Source organism: Pauljensenia hongkongensis, assembly GCF_001746855.1.
Classification (GTDB): Bacteria; Actinomycetota; Actinomycetes; order Actinomycetales; family Actinomycetaceae; genus Pauljensenia; species Pauljensenia hongkongensis.
Genome location: NZ_CP017298.1, coordinates 1,333,374 through 1,351,172 on the forward strand (window position 1 = coordinate 1,333,374; position 17,799 = coordinate 1,351,172).

Sequence of the window (17,799 nt, forward strand, 5' to 3'; positions counted from 1 at the left end):
GGCTGAGGGCATGGACCGCGAGCTCGACGCCGGCTCATCCCCGCGCGTGCGGGGAAAACGTGTCCTGGCCTAGGCAGGGGGGTAGAAGGGCGGGCTCATCCCCGCGCGTGCGGGGAAAACGGCTACGGCGCCATCACAGGGGCCGCCGATGGCGGCTCATCCCCGCGCGTGCGGGGAAAACAACGGTGGTTGTGGGTTTCATTTCTTGCTCCCAGGCTCATCCCCGCGCGTGCGGGGAAAACAAACTTATGCAACACCCTTTCGTATCTCTGCAGGGCTCATCCCCGCGCGTGCGGGGAAAACTGCGCGTCCCGTGCCTGTTCGAGTTCCTTCTCAGGCTCATCCCCGCGCGTGCGGGGAAAACTAAACAATCTAAACCACACTACGTAGGCGCCTGGGCTCATCCCCGCGCGTGCGGGGAAAACCACGTGGTAGTCAGGGCACAAGCGCGCCCACTCTGGCTCATCCCCGCGCGTGCGGGGAAAACCGGTGCACTAGCGACCGCTCATAGGTGATGTAGGGCTCATCCCCGCGCGTGCGGGGAAAACTCTACATGCGTTCGGACTTGAGCATCCCCGACGGGCTCATCCCCGCGCGTGCGGGGAAAACCCGACCGTCGCAGCGCTCAGGTGCCCATCGACCGGCTCATCCCCGCGCGTGCGGGGAAAACTGGCGGGCAGCCGTCGCAATCTGCGGCGCCCGGGGCTCATCCCCGCGCGTGCGGGGAAAACCGGTGACCTGGTCGGATGTCTCGGCTGCGCTGGGGCTCATCCCCGCGCGTGCGGGGAAAACACCTCGGTGGCGGCGCCCTTGATGCGGAGCGGGGGCTCATCCCCGCGCGTGCGGGGAAAACGACCTGGACCGCAAGAGGTGGACGTGGGACCACGGCTCATCCCCGCGCGTGCGGGGAAAACGCGCGAGCGGTCCGCAGGTGCGCACAGCGGTGGGGCTCATCCCCGCGCGTGCGGGGAAAACTCATGTGGCAACAGTAGAGCCCGGCGACAGATGGGCTCATCCCCGCGCGTGCGGGGAAAACCTCGACCCGGTAGATGCCGCTGCGCGCCATCAGGGCTCATCCCCGCGCGTGCGGGGAAAACGTCTGGAACGTTCTCGAGCCCATCCGCAACGCCGGCTCATCCCCGCGCGTGCGGGGAAAACTGCTGGCGCTGCCAGCCCTCCGACTTGCACGCGGGCTCATCCCCGCGCGTGCGGGGAAAACGACATCACCACAACCGACGACAAGGGCCAGGGCGGCTCATCCCCGCGCGTGCGGGGAAAACGCGCCGATGACGGCGACGAGGATCTTCACGGCGGGCTCATCCCCGCGCGTGCGGGGAAAACCCGGGGCTCATCCCGGGTAAATACTCTGTCATGGGCTCATCCCCGCGCGTGCGGGGAAAACACGACGAAGGTGCGCCACACGGCGTCGCCCATCGGCTCATCCCCGCGCGTGCGGGGAAAACCTTCGCCGTGGTCCACCGGTTCCCGAACGCGCGGGCTCATCCCCGCGCGTGCGGGGAAAACGTCCGCGCTGCGCTCGGTGACCACCCGCGCAACGGCTCATCCCCGCGCGTGCGGGGAAAACGCGTCGGCGGCCTCGCGCAGGAGGCAGGCGATCGGCTCATCCCCGCGCGTGCGGGGAAAACACCGCCGCCGGAGCGGACTCCGGGATCGGATGGGGCTCATCCCCGCGCGTGCGGGGAAAACTTCCCGATGATCCGGGTGAGTTCGCTCGCTTCGGGCTCATCCCCGCGCGTGCGGGGAAAACAAGGACACAAGCGTGCGAAGGATCAAGGCATTCGGCTCATCCCCGCGCGTGCGGGGAAAACGCACTGCGCCGCACAGGCGCCACGACCCAAGACGGCTCATCCCCGCGCGTGCGGGGAAAACGCAGGGCGCGGTCGGCGCGGAGGGCCAGGGTGAGGCTCATCCCCGCGCGTGCGGGGAAAACCTCATCCGCCAACCCGAGGCCGGGCGCCCCCGCGGCTCATCCCCGCGCGTGCGGGGAAAACATGGATAGGTCGCTGATGACCCACTGGTTCGCGGGCTCATCCCCGCGCGTGCGGGGAAAACTTCGCCGGGCCCGTCGCCATCTGAGGAAAGGAGGGCTCATCCCCGCGCGTGCGGGGAAAACGAGACGAAAACCCACGGCACGAATAGCGAGAACGGCTCATCCCCGCGCGTGCGGGGAAAACTCCCCTTGCGGGTTGGCGTAGGTGACCTGCTGGGGCTCATCCCCGCGCGTGCGGGGAAAACTTCACGTTCCGGGTCCCCGACCTGCGGGGCCGGGGCTCATCCCCGCGCGTGCGGGGAAAACGCCGCGTTCGCCGACGAGATTCCCGCTGCCCTCGGCTCATCCCCGCGCGTGCGGGGAAAACCGAGTTCCTCCTTGCGGGCCGCCGAGGCGGCCCGGCTCATCCCCGCGCGTGCGGGGAAAACAGTCGGCGTGTTCACGGTCGGCGGTGCGGCGGAGGCTCATCCCCGCGCGTGCGGGGAAAACCGAACGCCTGGCGCAGGATTCTTCCGGCGCGGAGGCTCATCCCCGCGCGTGCGGGGAAAACTCCCCGACGACCTCGGCCGCGTGAAGCTCTGCCGGCTCATCCCCGCGCGTGCGGGGAAAACCCTGCATCCTGGAGGCCGCCTACCAGGCCGGGCGGCTCATCCCCGCGCGTGCGGGGAAAACAGCCGCACCGTCGATCACGACGGCGACCCCGACGGCTCATCCCCGCGCGTGCGGGGAAAACCTCATCCGCCAGCCCGAGGTCGGGCGCCCCCGCGGCTCATCCCCGCGCGTGCGGGGAAAACGCGTGCTCGGGGCCCAGGAGCCCGTGCGCGCGCGGCTCATCCCCGCGCGTGCGGGGAAAACACCTGGTGCGCGACTTGGCGGGCTGGTCCCTCGGGCTCATCCCCGCGCGTGCGGGGAAAACGGTACGAATCTCGTACTGCCCGCGCCCTGACGCGGCTCATCCCCGCGCGTGCGGGGAAAACAGCGCGCGGCAGACCGGCATGAGCTGGCTCAGCGGCTCATCCCCGCGCGTGCGGGGAAAACGGCGGCTCCTCCCAACAGCTGCAAGACCTGGCGGGCTCATCCCCGCGCGTGCGGGGAAAACGTCCCCGGCGAAGACCGTCCCCGCCGGGACCGCGGCTCATCCCCGCGCGTGCGGGGAAAACCGATTCGACACCGACCCCCTCCTGCACGACGACGGCTCATCCCCGCGCGTGCGGGGAAAACCCCTTGCTCCTGTCTTCGACGTCGCCGAGGCCCGGCTCATCCCCGCGCGTGCGGGGAAAACTCGTCGGCGCTGTCCGGTACGGGCATGACGGTGGGCTCATCCCCGCGCGTGCGGGGAAAACGACCCCACCGCCGCCCCGACGCTCTGGGCGACCGGCTCATCCCCGCGCGTGCGGGGAAAACTTCTTGAGCTGCGCGCCGAGGATGGAGCTCATGGGCTCATCCCCGCGCGTGCGGGGAAAACAAACCCGCCCGGCCCCGACGCCTCGGACCTTGGGCTCATCCCCGCGCGTGCGGGGAAAACAAGGAAGAACTCGCCCGGATGCTACCCACGCCGGGCTCATCCCCGCGCGTGCGGGGAAAACCACGGCGTCGGCGAGGCTTGATCCATGGTTGGGGGCTCATCCCCGCGCGTGCGGGGAAAACTCGGTCAGCGGGACCAGACGGTCGCGCCCGCCCGGCTCATCCCCGCGCGTGCGGGGAAAACGCGTATGAGTGGGTGAAGACCCTCTTCTCGGGCGGCTCATCCCCGCGCGTGCGGGGAAAACCGCATCGACGGCCCGCACGAGGGCCTGCTCACCGGCTCATCCCCGCGCGTGCGGGGAAAACTGGAAGGACCTCGCCGACGCGGCGCAGAAACAGGGCTCATCCCCGCGCGTGCGGGGAAAACGCCAGGTCGCCGAGGGGCGCACCCCCAGCCACGGGCTCATCCCCGCGCGTGCGGGGAAAACTCGAGGGCGCCGATCTGCTCCTCCAGGCCCTTCGGCTCATCCCCGCGCGTGCGGGGAAAACTTTCTGGCCACTACGCATGGCTCGAAAGCCGGCGGCTCATCCCCGCGCGTGCGGGGAAAACTCGGTGTCCTGGGCGGCGAGGCTGAGGAACGGGGGCTCATCCCCGCGCGTGCGGGGAAAACTTCGGATGGTGATTGTGTGCGTTCCCCTCGGGGGGCTCATCCCCGCGCGTGCGGGGAAAACTTCGACGGGCCATATGTTGCGCAGCGTCTGGCCGGCTCATCCCCGCGCGTGCGGGGAAAACTGAGCGAGTGGGAGACCCGCCCCTACGAGGACAGGCTCATCCCCGCGCGTGCGGGGAAAACCCGGAGTCATCGTCGGCGCCGCGCAGGCTCGCGGGCTCATCCCCGCGCGTGCGGGGAAAACGAAGGGGAACGCTATGCGGCGGTACTTGAGTATGGCTCATCCCCGCGCGTGCGGGGAAAACCCAGCATTCCCTGATGAGCATGTTCGCGTGGTGGGCTCATCCCCGCGCGTGCGGGGAAAACGGCGCACTCAGGCGCTGCGCCGCTTGGTGCTTGGGCTCATCCCCGCGCGTGCGGGGAAAACTCGGCGTCGAGGTCAGGGACCAGGTGGCCGCCGGGCTCATCCCCGCGCGTGCGGGGAAAACGTCAGGCCCATGCGGGTATTGATATCGGCGATCGGCTCATCCCCGCGCGTGCGGGGAAAACGCGCCGAGCGCGTCCTCGGACCCGACCCGAACCGGCTCATCCCCGCGCGTGCGGGGAAAACTCCTGCAGGGCTTGGACCATCTGCGCCGCGCCCGGCTCATCCCCGCGCGTGCGGGGAAAACCCGGGACGGGGCGATCACACTGGCATCCTGGTAGGCTCATCCCCGCGCGTGCGGGGAAAACAGCATTTTTCCTTGCTACAAACACACATTTGTCGGCTCATCCCCGCGCGTGCGGGGAAAACCGCGGGGCATCGCAGACCAACGTCATACTATCGGGCTCATCCCCGCGCGTGCGGGGAAAACTGACTGTTCCTTTCCGTTAGCGCACTGACCCTGGGCTCATCCCCGCGCGTGCGGGGAAAACGTTGGTCTGCGATGCCCCGCGCGTTGAACCAGGGGCTCATCCCCGCGCGTGCGGGGAAAACCGGTGACGGCATGGACGGCGGTCCCCATGATGGGGCTCATCCCCGCGCGTGCGGGGAAAACGAGTAGGGAGTGTGCATTATGGAAATGGAGTTGGGCTCATCCCCGCGCGTGCGGGGAAAACTTGGAGTCGATTTCGGTCGATGCCTTGAACGAGGGCTCATCCCCGCGCGTGCGGGGAAAACAGTTGGCTCAACTTGTCGAAGCGCATGCCCGGCGGCTCATCCCCGCGCGTGCGGGGAAAACCCGTGCGAAGGATCAAAGCGTTCTTCGCCCGCGGGCTCATCCCCGCGCGTGCGGGGAAAACCAGCCCCGCGACCGTGAGTTCACTCACCCTCTCGGCTCATCCCCGCGCGTGCGGGGAAAACAGTGCGGGCACCAGGTCGTTGGAGGCGGTGAGCGGCTCATCCCCGCGCGTGCGGGGAAAACGTGTGCCATCTGTGTGGTGAGCCGATCACGGACGGCTCATCCCCGCGCGTGCGGGGAAAACGGGCTTGTCCACGACCTTGAACTCGAAGTCCGCGGCTCATCCCCGCGCGTGCGGGGAAAACGAGACCATGAGCGCCGGCGAGTACGAGCGCGCGGGCTCATCCCCGCGCGTGCGGGGAAAACGTCGTCGTCCCACATGGGGGCGTCCTCGGCCTCGGCTCATCCCCGCGCGTGCGGGGAAAACGCTTCCTGACCTGGGCTTTTACCGCTCGGGTCGGTCGGATCTTGGAAACCCTCGAGCCTTCCGCCTTTTCTGGAAGTTACTCATTCCCGGGCGCCCGCGCAAACGGCGGGCAGTGTCGGGCGCGTCGGCGGGGTCTGTGTACTGGCCCCGCCCTTGGGCGAGCGCTGGGCGCATCATGAGCCGGATGCCCTCGAAGTCCACTGGGCGCCAGGGGTCCCCCCAGGTGAGGAACTCGAGGCCCTGCTCGTTGCGCGCCCTGTAGACCATGATCGCCCGACCGCTCCCCATGGTCTTGATGACGATCTCCCACAGCCGCTCTCGAACGCGGCTGCCCAGGTTCCCCACGAATACGCCAGGAGATATCTCAAGGAGCCAGCGCGTGACGTGCCCGCGCAGCCCTTCGGGCACGGCCGAGAGGACGAGCACGATCATGTCACGGATCTTTCCTCGTAGGACACCCCCGCGGCGACGGTCCCCTCGAAGTCGTCCCACAGGTGCAAGTCGTCGACGATCAGGGCCTCGTCGTCATCATCGGCGTCAATGGGGTCGCCGCTCAAGGCCAGGAGGGCCTTGATGTCCCGCACGGCCTGCTCGAGCAGGCGGCACTCGCGGACGGCGTCGCGCACGCGCCGCCTCGCCTCCGTGCCGATCGGCGTTTCGCCTCCCAGGGCGGCGACGTCGAAGGCAACGGGGATGGACAGGTCCGCTTTGTACAGGTCCGCGATGTCGTAGACGAACGCCCTGTAGGTGCCGCTGTGCACGAATCCGAGTCCTGGCGAGCAGCCGAGGGCGACGATCACCGCGTGGACCACTCCGTAAAGGGCGGAATTGGCGGCCGAGAGCGCCTGGTTCACCACCGATCCGCCCTCGAAGTCGTCCGGGTCGTACTCGCGTCTGTCCCAGGGGATCCCGGTGCGCTGGGAGTTGTGCCTGTACAGGCGCCGCACCCGTGCCCCTTCGCGCCCGCGCAACTGCTGCAGGCTGAGCTTCGCGACGTCCTCGCCCTGGAAGCGCATGAGGTACATCTGGCGGGCGACGGCGAGGCGCAGCGCGGGGTCGCTGACGGCCTTGGCCTGCGCCTCCAGGAGCCGGGAGGAGCGTGACGGCGGGTTCCCGTGGGCGTAGTACCGCACGCCGTTCTCCCCCACCCACACCGCAGTCGATCCGCTCTCGGAGAGCACCGAGATGGCGGAGTGCGTGATCTTGACACCAGGCCCCATGAGGAGGACCGACAGCGCTGCGGCGGGGACGTGCGCCACCCCTCTGCTGTCGGTAATGGTTATCGCGTTGGAGTCGCGGTGGATGACGCACCGCTCCACGTAGAGGAACGTGAGGCGGTCCCTGACCCGAACGAGATCCTTCGGGTCAGGGGGCCGCGCTCCCGGTATCGGCGTCATGGCCGCGCCAACGTCATCAGCCCGCAGCCGTAGGCTTTGGACCGCCCCATCCCGCCGACGAGGCAGGCGCGGAGCCTCGCGGGGTCGCGCACCTCCAGGACTCCTTGGAACGTCGCCATCTGGATCGTCACATACGTGCCGTCGTGCTGGAACTTCTCGATGCCCCGGCCGACGCAGTCGACGACGAGGTTGGCGCCGTCGACGCGCTCCCCCGCCTCGTCCTCGAGGACCGGCAGGTCCCCGCCGATCTCGCGGGAGGTGAGGATGGAGAAGCCGTTCGCCTCGGTCCGGTCCAGCAGCCACTGGGTCTGCTGGGCGATCGTGACGTGCGCGAGGGTCTTCTTCTTCCCCTTCCCGTTGCGCTGCTTGGTGTCGCGGAACGTGGGGTTGACGGTGATACGGAAACCCCATCGCTGCCCGGGGCTCAGCGCTTCGAGGAAGGCGCCCGTGTCGCGCACCGTGACACCCTCGTCCGTCGCGTACCCCGCTGTTTCCACGATCAGCGAGGGGTCCATCGGCACCGGGCTGGAGACGTAGAGGATCAGCGCCTCGTGGGCGCGACCGCCGACTGCGCGCCTGGAGGCCCGCGCCGCGCCAGACCCGTCGAGCCGCCACAGGAGCCTGCCCTCCTCGGGGGCGTCCAGGGCGCCCGGGGGGAAACAGTTGAGCACCACCGCGTGGAGGCGCTGCCTGCTCGAGATCAGTTCCCTGCACCCCCGTCTGCCGGGGTTGAGGAAGATTCGGGTGAGGAACATTCAGAGCACCTCCATGGGGTCGTGGCCGCCCGTCAGCGCACTCCCATGCGCCGACTCATCGTACTCGGGGTTCTGCAAGGGCACACTCGCCTCCTCGACTTGGCGGAACGTGTAGAGCCGCCGCTCGGAGTCGAAACTGACCGGCACGTCCTGGAGGGTGCGCCCGGGCGTGGACTCGTCCGCACCGGGGACGATCCCCGCGTCGGCGACCACCCGGACCTGGACCTCGCGCTTGGCCCGCTGGCGCTTTCGGTGGAATCCCGAAGCGAGCCACCCAGTGCTCCGGACGACCTCCCAAATCGGATCGGATTCCACCGCGAGGAACAGCGGAAGCGCAGGAGGGCACGCCCTGCGCCCGAGGTACAGCGGGAACGCAGGTCGGCGGATCGCGTTGGCGAGGGCGTTGATCAGTCCGTCGGGGCCTTCGACGAAGGCGGCGAACACCGCGTCGGACCAGTAGAAGCGGTCGGAGAGCGGCATCGCGGTCTTCCCCCTATGGGCTGTGTGGAAGTCGCGCAGCAATTCGCCCGGCTGGTCGATCCGCACGGCCATGCGCAGCTGCGCGAGGTCCTCGATCGGGTCCGTCCTCCTGCGCCCCTGGGCGGCGGCGAGCAACCCGACGATCCCGCTTTTCGTCGGGAACGCCTCGGTCGATCGCCGTGTGAACCGGCTGGAGGAGCCCCATGACTGCAAGGGGCCCGCCAGTCTCAGTACCAGGACTTCACTCATTGCTGCCCTCGAAGAGCGTCAACGGCGGCGCCGCCCAGGTCGACGAGGCGGACTTGCTGGCCGAGTTCGGCGATCGACTCGGCCTTGTGCGTGGTCCACGCCACCAACGAGGCCTTCGGCGTCATCCCGGTCAGCGCACGCATGTCCTTCTCGAATGCAACGAGCCTCTTGACAGCGGGTCCCGCGAAACCCTTCTTCGTACCGTCGCCCGCAGTTTTTGCGGGAACGGGCTCCTCGAACGCGCCGACGAGGTTGATCGGCTGGTCGTCCCGCACTTGGACGACGACGGCGTCGGGGAGGGTCCGGTTCGCGAAGGTCGTGACCTTTCCCGTGGGCATAGCGCGCACGAAACTGTCGATGAACAGCCTGATCGCGTCGTCAGCGGCGTCCACGGAGCCGAGGTTCTCCTCGAGCAGGTCGACGTTGATCGTCGCGTAGCGGTAGACGGTGGCCGAGGCGAACTCGATGGTGCCGATCATCCCGGCGCCCTCATCGGCCTCGTCGTCGCGCTTCTTCTCGTCGTCGACGGCGGTGTAGTAGTCGTACTCGGACTCGACCTCGCCCACTCCCAGGGCGTGTGCGACCTGGCAGGCGGCGTTGACGTTGAGGGAATTGGGTTCGGCGACCATCCGCCCGAAGAGCGCGATGCTGATCGAGTGGTCCGTGTCGACCAGGGTCTTCGGTTTGAGGGCTTTGAACGCCTTCTTCCGGTCCTCGGCGTCCGCCACGGAGACCAGCGCCTCGGCGAGGTGCTCGATCTGCTTCGCCGAGAGGAACACGAGGAAACCCGCTTCCTTGAGTTTCTGGTCGGTCGTCTCCTCGTTCTTCTTGCGCTTGGGCTCGGTGAGTTTGAACCCTATTTCGACCAGGCCCATTTCCGCGAGCTCCGCGGCGCTCTGGGCCAGCTGGGGGGCACGTTCGACGATCGCCGCCCTCACCAGTTCGACGACGAGCTTGGTGCGGATCCCGCGGTTCCCCTCCGGGGCGAGCTTCTCGAAGTCCTCCCGCGTCGCGCGCTTGATGGCCTGCGAGGAGATGCGCATCCGTCGAACTCCTCCGAAGGTCGCGGTCTTGGGCGCCCCGGTGTCGTCGCGGTTGGGGTTCGAGGGGGGAAGGGTCTGCAGGACGTGAATATCGATAAAACGAGACATTGAAGGTGTTCCTTTCGGTGTGCGTCGTTGCTAACAAATGGGGGGTGTCGTTACTCCGAGGCCTCATCCTCGGCGCTTTCGGCGGGAATGGGGGCGCGCGCGAATTGCCGCCCCCATCGGCGGGTGACTGCACTGCGACGTCGGGGGATCTGCCACTCGAAGAGGTCGGCGGCGAGGAGTCCGTAGTCCATGGGGATCTCCGCCGCCTCGAGCAGATCGACGATGCCCCGCAGGTGGTGGGAAAGGGCACCGAAGGTCTGCGCGGCGACCACGGAGGACAGGCGCCGGTACACGGGGGTCTCCTCGGGGCGTTTGTCGCCCCTTCCCTTCTCGGCCAGAGCGCGCACCGCCGAGCCGAACGACCGGGGAGTCTCCTTGGCGTCGACCATGTGCATGGGCGCTGCGTTGGAGCCCTGGTGCCTGGCCCACAGCGTCAGGGCCGTGTGGACCGCGTTCTCCCCCCAGGACGGTCTCTGATCACTCAGTTCCGGCCTCTGGGATTCGAGCGTGTAAGCCCAGATCGATGGGACGGCTCCGACCTCCTTGCCTGCGCCGTGCCGCAATTGGGCGCGGGCGGCCATGGCCGATGCTTCCCTCCCGTTGAGTCGGCGCGGGATCACCCACTCCACCCATTTCCTCACTTTCTCAGCACTCTCCCAAGAACGGTTGAGCACGGCAGTCTCGGGGCACGGCTTCGATGCGGAGTCCGCCTGCCGGGCGTCGGCCTCTTCACCAGTCATTTCTCGCCTTCTTTCAATTGGTCTTCGGTTCTGGGCATCGTCTTGTTCACGGCCGCCCACAGGATGTTCTCCGCTATGCCAACGCTCATAAAGCCGCCCTTCGTCTCACGGCCGATCGTCGCACTGGGCGGGGCCTCATCCACCAGGCGTTTGGCGAGGAGCCTCACGATGCGCCTCACTTCCCCGTGCCACTCGCCGCGCACCGCGTCCACGTCGGAGTCCCCATCGAGTCGGGCGAGCCACCGGCGGAACGGGTCGTCGACGAGGGCGAAGAACTGCTCCCTCGCACTATCCCGCGCCCCGTCGCCCGCGCCGTCACCGCTCTGGCCGGCTGCCCTGGCCAGGTTCGCAGCGAAAATGCCGACGCGCGAGGCCACCTGCTCTGTGCACCTCACCTGGCCGTCGATGAGATGCGGAAGCTCCTCGCCCTTCTCTTTGAGGAGCGCCGTCGAAAAACTGAGCTCGTCGTGGTACAGGTCCTCGAAGGTCGCCTCCTGCGGCCCATAGGTGACGCCAACGGCTTCGACCCGAACGCGCACGGGATATTCCGCACCAGGTCCTTGCTCGATCCCCTCGTGAAATCCCAGCGTCTGCGCGGGGAGGAACTCCCGTTGCTTCCCCTTGTCGAATCCCTCAATAACCCCCAGTCCGGGCAGTATCCCTGGCAGATTCCGCCAAAGCGCCCGGCCCGGCTCGTGCTTCCTCGGCATGTAGGTGTGCTCGCGGAACTTCTTCGACTGCGGCATCGAGTAGCGCCATAGGCTCATCGGCTCGAAGCGCTGCATGTTCTGCGGAGCCAGTTTGTCGCCCTGCGCCAGGACGACCCCCGTCACCCCGCTCCTGTCGCCGACCAGGCGGATGCGCCTCGAGTGCCACGTGAACAGCCGCGGAATGCTGATCCCCGCAGGGTCGGGGTCCCCGTCCCGGCTGAAGTCCCGGCGTTGCGCGGTTTCGATGTCCTCGGCCTCCCACGTGCACGCCCCCTTGTCCCCTGCGGGATCCGGGCCCTGCAACGGCCCCGAATCGAATGGGACGAGGTTGAGGACCAGCGTCTCGTCGAGGTTCTTGCCCTTGAGCAGAACCGTCCCCGTCTGCCCGCACCACGAGGGGCCGATCGGGTAGCCCTTCCCGCCCTTCACATCGGGATCGCCCACCGCGCCCGACCGGATGCCGGAGGGGTCGTAGGCGTGGGCGTGGACCAGCCAGAGGGCCGCCTCGTCGGCGGGGATGCGCGCGATGGCCCGGGTGTGCCGGGTCGTGAAGAACTGCTCTCCATTGGGAATATCAGCGATGATCTTCTCCAGCCCGGACACCGCGTCTTTCGCAGTGCGCAGGTCCGGAGCCTGCATGAAGGGACGCTGTCCACCGAAGAGGAAGAACCTGTCGCGCCACCGTTCCAGGTAGACGAGCGCCTCGTCGGTGGGGGCACCGGCCCGCCACTGAACGAGCCAGTCCTCGTCCGCGTTGAGAGGCTCCCCCTCCGCATCATCATGCGACGGTTTCACGCGGTAGCAGACCGCCAACAGGATCCTTTGGATCGCGATCTTCTGAGTGGGCAACTCGCAGGCGAGATCCGTGATCTCGTTCGTGTTGCGGAACACGTCGAGCAACCCCATTTTCTCGACGCTCCCGTCAAGCAGCCGGACGGGGATCCACGCCTCGTCCAGCAGGTTGTAATCAGGGTCAGTCATCGGCCCCGCACCTCCAATCCTCTCTCCTGGGTGTATACGAGGTGGCATCCGAGCAGGTCCCGCTCCAACCGGGTGGACCCCTCGTCGGTCTTGTGCATCGCCAGGACCAGTTCGCCGCGGAGCAGCGGGTGCTCCAGGCACTCCCAATCCCTGGTGGCCTCATCGTCCCAGATGGCGCACGCAACTGCGTCCACCACTTCGTCGATCGCTTTCCCGTTCTCGCGGAACGGCCACGGCGGCAGCGAGAGGCTCCACGTGCGCATCTCCCGCACGAGGCCGGAACTGGGCCAGGTGCTCACGTCAATGGGGATGGTCTCCCCATCGGCGTCGAGCTGCCAGGGCGGCTTGATGGGGACGCAACCCATGCCGGGATCGACTGCGACCAGGAGAACGGGGATCTGGTCCTCGGAGTCCCTGACGGCGGCCTGTGCGGCGGCTTGCCGGCCTTTGGGGGCGCCGTCCCCGGTTGAGGCGTTGCCGACGAACGACTCCTCGAGTCTGTCCGCGTTCCATTGCGGGAGCCTGGGGCCGGTGAGGCACCACGTTCTCGCACGATCCACCGCGGTATTCGCGTTATTCCGCGCCTTCCGCTCCGCTTCCTGGAGCGCCCCGGCCCAGGTGGCGGGGCCGACTGCCTCGTCCGAGTAGGCGAGTTGGGTGAGTTCCGCGTAGTCCCCGGGCCGCTCGACTCCGATCCGTCCGCGGTCCGCCAGGATGCCGAGGGCGCGGAGCACGTGGGAGCGCTCGTAGACGACGTCGGTGCCGCCCGAGTAGGCCCACGGCGCTGATCCCGTGTCGGCGACCATCACGTGGCAGCGGGCTTCCCGCAGCCCAGACGGGCGTTCCCTGCCGGGGTGGCGGTGGAGCCGCCCGATCCTCTGCAGCACGAGGTCCATTGGCGCCGGGTCGGTGATCATCACGTCGAAATCGACATCGAGGCTCTGCTCGATGACCTGGGTGGCGACGACCACGTGCTTGCGGGGTCGCGCAGCGCTGTCCTTGCCGAAGAGGCGCAGCATCCGTTCGTCGCGCGCCGCCCGGTCACTCGCGATGAAGCGGGAGTGCAGCAGCGTCACCCCGTCCGCGCCGAAGTGCGGGGCGAGGGCGTCGTAAGTGGCCTGCGCGTCCTTCACGGTATTGCGGATGACGACGGCGCACCCGCCCTCGGCGAGCGCCTCGTCGAGGGCGGGCACGAGGTCCTGCGGGGACTGCGCGACCAACGGGAGTATCGTTCTGCGCGCCTCGGGGCCCCCGCCTCCGACGACGTGGACATCGACCTCCTGCCCGCCCCGGGGAACCGTCGTGAGCACGGGGTACCCGATATTGCCGTCGAGGCGGGCACTGTCGTCGACCTCGCGGCGGCACCGGCCCCGCCTGTACGCTTCGGCGAGTTCGATCCTGCGCTCCGCCGGAAGGGTCGCCGAGAGGAGGACCACGGGGATCCCGTACATGCCCAGCCAGGTGAGCGCGGCCTTCAAGTAGGTTCCCATGTAGGTGTCGGCCGCGTGGACCTCGTCGAGGATCACGGCTTTCCCCATCAGCCCCAGGTGGCGGACCAGGACGTGGCGCGATTTGAGCGCGGTCAGCAGGACTTGGTCGATTGTGCCGATCACGACGGGCGACAGGGTGGCGCGCCACCGACCGGCCATCCACGCACTGGCGCGGAGGGAGGAGTGGTCCTCCCCAGAACGCTCCTCTTCCTCGTCGTGGACCTGCACCGGGTACCCGCGGTCGCGGTCCAGTAATTCGACGAAGGCGTCGTTGAGGTCGTTCTTGCCGTGGGCCAAGTGGATGCCGAGGCGCTGCGGGCTGTCGCCCAGCAGGTTCGTCAGCCATTTCGTGGCGCGCTCGTACATGGCGTTGGTGGTCGCCTGCGTGGGCAGCCCGATGAACACGCCCTGCAGTCCCCGGGAGCGGACCATCCGCTCGGCGACGGCGAAGGCGAGTTCGGTCTTCCCCGACCCCGGCGGCGCCTCGACGATCATGAGGTCGGGGTCGGCCTCCTCGGCCAGCCTCACCGCTGCGATCTGGGCGTCGGTGGGGGTGATCGCCGGCCCCCAGCCGAAGCGGTGGCGGTAGTACGACTCGGGGGATCCGCCTGCCGTGGGGGGCACCGTCATCGGGCGGGGCATGTCGGCGAGCCCCCACCCGCGTTCGACGCGCTCCCACTGCTCGTCCGCGATGAGTTCCCGCTCCCGTCCGGCTTGGGGGCGCAGGGGGAAGTAGTCCTCGTTCGAGGCGATCCAGTCGGCGATGACGACCACCGAGGCGTAGGCCGAGGCCACCGCGATCGGCAGCCGGGGGAGCGCCGACGGAATTTGGGGCCTCAGTGGGAAGCCGCTGCGACGGGCCATCCACTCGATGAGTTCCTGGCGGGACTGCTCCCAACGAGGTTCTTTCTGTGGGCGGCCGAGTTCTCCGTTGTAGGCGTCGCGCGCTGCTTTGATCTGCGCGCCGTCCGGGTAGCGCCCGTGGTGGACGCCGATGATCGTCGCCCATTTGGACGCGCGCCTCCGGTCCCCGCCACCCTCCGCAATCGCATTGACGAAGGCGAACCGGCTGGCGAGGCCGTGGGGCAGGTCCGCACGGTCCGGCACGTCCCGCCGTTGGGGGACGCGGACGCCGTGGGCGCGGACGAAGTCGGCGAGCGGGCCGTGCTGGCAGCAGAAGGGCAGCGACGCCTTCCCCACGTCGTGGACGCCCGCCAGGAAGACGAGGCTGGCGCGCGCCTTCGCCTGGTCGGCGCCCCACACGGAGGCCAGGAGTGCGCGGTGGTGCTCGCTGAGGTAGGAGTCGAAGAGCCTGCCCGCCACGTCGGCCGCGTCCATCAGGTGCTGCGGGACGGACAGCCAGTCCGCGGGGTTCCGTTTGCCGCTCTTCGCCCAGAAGGAGCGGGTGAGCCCGGACAGCCCCTCGGCTGTCAGACCGGGTTCGGCCCGCGGGAACTCCGGGGGCGGCGGCGCAGCGGCCACTACTGGTGCCTCCACGACCTTGCCATCGACTTTCCGGGCCATATTGCTCTCCCTCTCAGCCCTGAGACGAAATCCGTTCCATAATAACCCTCGACGCCCGGAAGCGGGAGAGGTTCCTCACACTTCCGGGCGAAGACGGCTCAGCGCGAACAGTACCAGCAGGGGTCGAAGCCCTCCGCCACCGCCTGGGCCACCGAATCGGGGGTGAAACCGACGAGCCGCCGCGACCGGACGATCTCGGGCAACTGGCAGTTCGCGTTCACGTTCGCGACGCGGTGGTACTCGCGGGTTTCACGGTTCCCGACGACCACACGACCGATGGGGGACGAAATCCAGTAGCTCATGGCTACTCCTCTCTGCGGGTTGCACAACCCACACCAGACGAGGAGCCGGGATAGACTGGGGGCGCTTGCTCAAAGCACGAGCCGTCCCGGCTCCGCAGGGCCCGCCGTTTGCCGACGGTGGGCCCTTGTGTTTTCCAGGCCGGGCGGTTGCCCGACAGACCCCAGGATACCACTATGAGGGCTGCTTGCAAATCCAAGTTCAGTAAATTAGAGCCCCGCGGAGGCGGGGAATATGAAGAACCAGTCGGATGACTGTGCAAATCCAACGGCTCACCCCCGCGCGCACAGAGATGCCGGGCGCCGCCACGAGCGTTGGCAGCGCTGGTGGGCGTTCAAGCCCCGTGCGCCCCGGGGAAAACAATGCGAGACACAGAGCCGCTCCCTCGCTCGCGCCCCCAGTATCCCATGAATCAACGCGATCTCTTCTCACACCTCCCCCCGCGCGCCCCTGAGCGTTTTTGGGTATCCGCTGCCAGAATGGGAGCATGTCGAACTCTGAGGCCCAGGAGAGGGCGTCGCTTCGTCCGGCTCGCAAGCCGTGGTGGCGCTCCAGGAAGGCGCACGCCGCCCACGGGGGCGGCGGGCGGGTGCTGCTCGGCGGGCTCGGCCTGTCCTACAGGGATCCGTCGTCGGGCGCTCCCCTGCTGGACGGAGTGGATGTCGCCTTCCGGGCCCGGCGGATCACGGCGGTGCTGGATCCGTCCGGCCTGCGCTCCCGCGCCCTGTTCCTGGTGCTCGCGGGCCTGGAGGACCCGGACTCCGGCCGCGTGGTGTCCGCCAAGCCCCGTTCGGCGCGCCAGCGGTGGGCGGGGCGCATCGGGGCCGTCGCCCTGCTGGGGGCGCGCGACACCCTCGACAGGGATCTCACGATCCGGCAGAACATCCTGGCGCCGCTGGCCGCCACGGGATCGGTGGCGGACTGGGACAACCTGGTGGGCGCGCTGGAGCTCACGGGCCTGCGCACCAAGGTGGACGCCCGCCCCGCCGAGCTGGCGCCGTTGGAGCGCTTCAAAGCCACGGTGGCGCGCGCCATCGTGTCGGGCGCGGAGGCGTTCCTGGTGACGGAGCCTCCGGTCCTGCCCGCCCACGACATCGAAGAGCTGGTGGGGCTGCTGCGGGCCGTGGCCGACGCCGGGTGCGCGGTCGTCGTGGCCACGCGCCACCCGGAGACCGCGCTGCGCGCGCACCGCGTCATCATGCTGGCCAACGGCACCGTCTCCTTGGACGCCGCGCCGCCCACGCTCGACGCCATCGACGCGTCGCTCGAGCGCTCCCCGGAGGATCCGAAGAACCTCCTGGGCCCCATCCCCTCCGCCTCCCCCCTCTTCTACGAGGCGGGCGCCGCCGGGGCCGACGACGAGGACCCGGGCTCCGTCGCGTGGCACTCCCTCAACGTGGTGGATCCGGCGGATCCGGCGCCGCTGTCGAGTGTGGCCACCTACGACGAGATCGACGAAACGGCCACGTACACGGGCGCCATCCCCGCCACCACCGCCACCGGGGAGGACACCGACGTCGACGACCTGATCGTGCAGGCCAAGAGGATCCTCTCCGACCTGCCCGGCTCCATCGCCCCCGAGGACTGAGGTCCGCCCCCTGCGCCGACGAGGCGGGCGCCGCCGCGCGCGAGCAGACCCGCTTCGCCCCTGACGCCCAGGAATCGACGAGGCGCGCGCCGCAGGAGCAGGCCACCCCCGGGCGCGCGGGTGAAGTCCCAAGGGCGGTGGCAACGTCGCCCTGACTGAGGCCGCCCCCGGGCGCGCGGGTGAAGACTGAGGCCACATGCCGGGCGGCTGCGCGCCGAGCCGCCTTCGTGATTAACTGTGTGACATAGCCTGTAGTCGACCAGGCTCCGCCACGCAGGAAGGCAGTCGCTCAGATGACCCAACCGTCCAACCCGGGTGTCCCCGAGGGGCAGTCCGCGCCACAGGCATCGCCGTCCCAGACTCCTCAGCGCGCTTCTGCCCCTGGGCAGCCCGTCCAGCAGGCACCCGCGGCGCAGTCCGCCCCCACGCCCATCACGCGGGACCGCAAGCCCGCCGCCCAAGGGCCGACACCGGCGGCCCCCCAAACGCAGGGGCCCGCCCCCCAGGGCCAGACCCCAGCGGCCCCCCAAGCGCAAAGGCCCACCGCCCAAGGACCGACACCGGCGGCCCCCCAAGCGCAGCGCCCCCCCGCCCAGGAGCGGCCCGGCACCGGAGCCGCGCCCGCCCAGAGCACCCACCTG

Annotated in this window: 10 protein-coding genes and 1 CRISPR repeat array; of the genes, 1 reads left to right on the forward strand and 9 read right to left on the reverse strand. The window is 69.0% G+C overall.

Translation table 11 applies throughout. The features are described from left to right. Nucleotides 1-31: 31 nt before the first annotated feature. Nucleotides 32-5,793: a CRISPR direct-repeat array (repeat unit 28 nt; unit sequence GGCTCATCCCCGCGCGTGCGGGGAAAAC). Between the two features lie 18 nt (nucleotides 5,794-5,811). The 9 genes from cas2e to BH719_RS05550 form a co-directional block, all read right to left on the reverse strand. Then, nucleotides 5,812-6,225: a type I-E CRISPR-associated endoribonuclease Cas2e gene (cas2e, locus tag BH719_RS05510; RefSeq protein ID WP_009743813.1), complete on the reverse strand. Its 414-nt coding sequence runs from the start codon at nucleotides 6,223-6,225 to the stop codon at nucleotides 5,812-5,814. Further along, nucleotides 6,222-7,190: a type I-E CRISPR-associated endonuclease Cas1e gene (gene cas1e / locus BH719_RS05515; protein ID WP_009743814.1), complete on the reverse strand. Its 969-nt coding sequence runs from the start codon at nucleotides 7,188-7,190 to the stop codon at nucleotides 6,222-6,224. Before cas1e ends, cas2e begins: the two co-directional genes overlap by 4 nt. Continuing rightward, nucleotides 7,187-7,945: a type I-E CRISPR-associated protein Cas6/Cse3/CasE gene (cas6e, locus tag BH719_RS05520; RefSeq protein ID WP_009743815.1), complete on the reverse strand. Its 759-nt coding sequence runs from the start codon at nucleotides 7,943-7,945 to the stop codon at nucleotides 7,187-7,189. Before cas6e ends, cas1e begins: the two co-directional genes overlap by 4 nt. After that, on the reverse strand, nucleotides 7,946-8,674 hold the full coding sequence (gene cas5e, locus BH719_RS05525) for a type I-E CRISPR-associated protein Cas5/CasD (protein ID WP_034255281.1): 729 nt from the start codon (nucleotides 8,672-8,674) through the stop codon (nucleotides 7,946-7,948). Then, nucleotides 8,671-9,825 (reverse strand): type I-E CRISPR-associated protein Cas7/Cse4/CasC, encoded by a 1,155-nt coding sequence (gene cas7e, locus BH719_RS05530; RefSeq protein ID WP_009743817.1) that lies wholly within the window; start codon nucleotides 9,823-9,825, stop codon nucleotides 8,671-8,673. Before cas7e ends, cas5e begins: the two co-directional genes overlap by 4 nt. Before the next feature lie 50 nt (nucleotides 9,826-9,875). Continuing rightward, a complete protein-coding gene (casB, locus tag BH719_RS09115; protein WP_009743818.1) occupies nucleotides 9,876-10,565 on the reverse strand; it encodes a type I-E CRISPR-associated protein Cse2/CasB in 690 nt (229 codons plus the stop codon). Then, the gene (gene casA / locus BH719_RS05540; RefSeq protein WP_009743819.1) at nucleotides 10,562-12,256 is read right to left on the reverse strand and encodes a type I-E CRISPR-associated protein Cse1/CasA; all 1,695 of its coding nucleotides are present in this window, start codon (nucleotides 12,254-12,256) and stop codon (nucleotides 10,562-10,564) included. The genes casB and casA overlap by 4 nt, the downstream gene beginning before the upstream one ends. Further along, on the reverse strand, nucleotides 12,253-15,270 hold the full coding sequence (locus tag BH719_RS05545; protein WP_009743820.1) for a CRISPR-associated helicase/endonuclease Cas3: 3,018 nt from the start codon (nucleotides 15,268-15,270) through the stop codon (nucleotides 12,253-12,255). The genes casA and BH719_RS05545 overlap by 4 nt, the downstream gene beginning before the upstream one ends. 98 nt (nucleotides 15,271-15,368) lie before the next feature. Further along, nucleotides 15,369-15,572 (reverse strand): hypothetical protein, encoded by a 204-nt coding sequence (locus BH719_RS05550; protein WP_009743821.1) that lies wholly within the window; start codon nucleotides 15,570-15,572, stop codon nucleotides 15,369-15,371. Between the two features lie 485 nt (nucleotides 15,573-16,057). Here BH719_RS05550 and BH719_RS05555 point away from each other — a divergent pair, with 485 nt between their 5' ends. After that, nucleotides 16,058-17,158 (forward strand): P-loop NTPase family protein, encoded by a 1,101-nt coding sequence (locus BH719_RS05555; RefSeq protein WP_009743822.1) that lies wholly within the window; start codon nucleotides 16,058-16,060, stop codon nucleotides 17,156-17,158. Nucleotides 17,159-17,799: the final 641 nt, after the last annotated feature.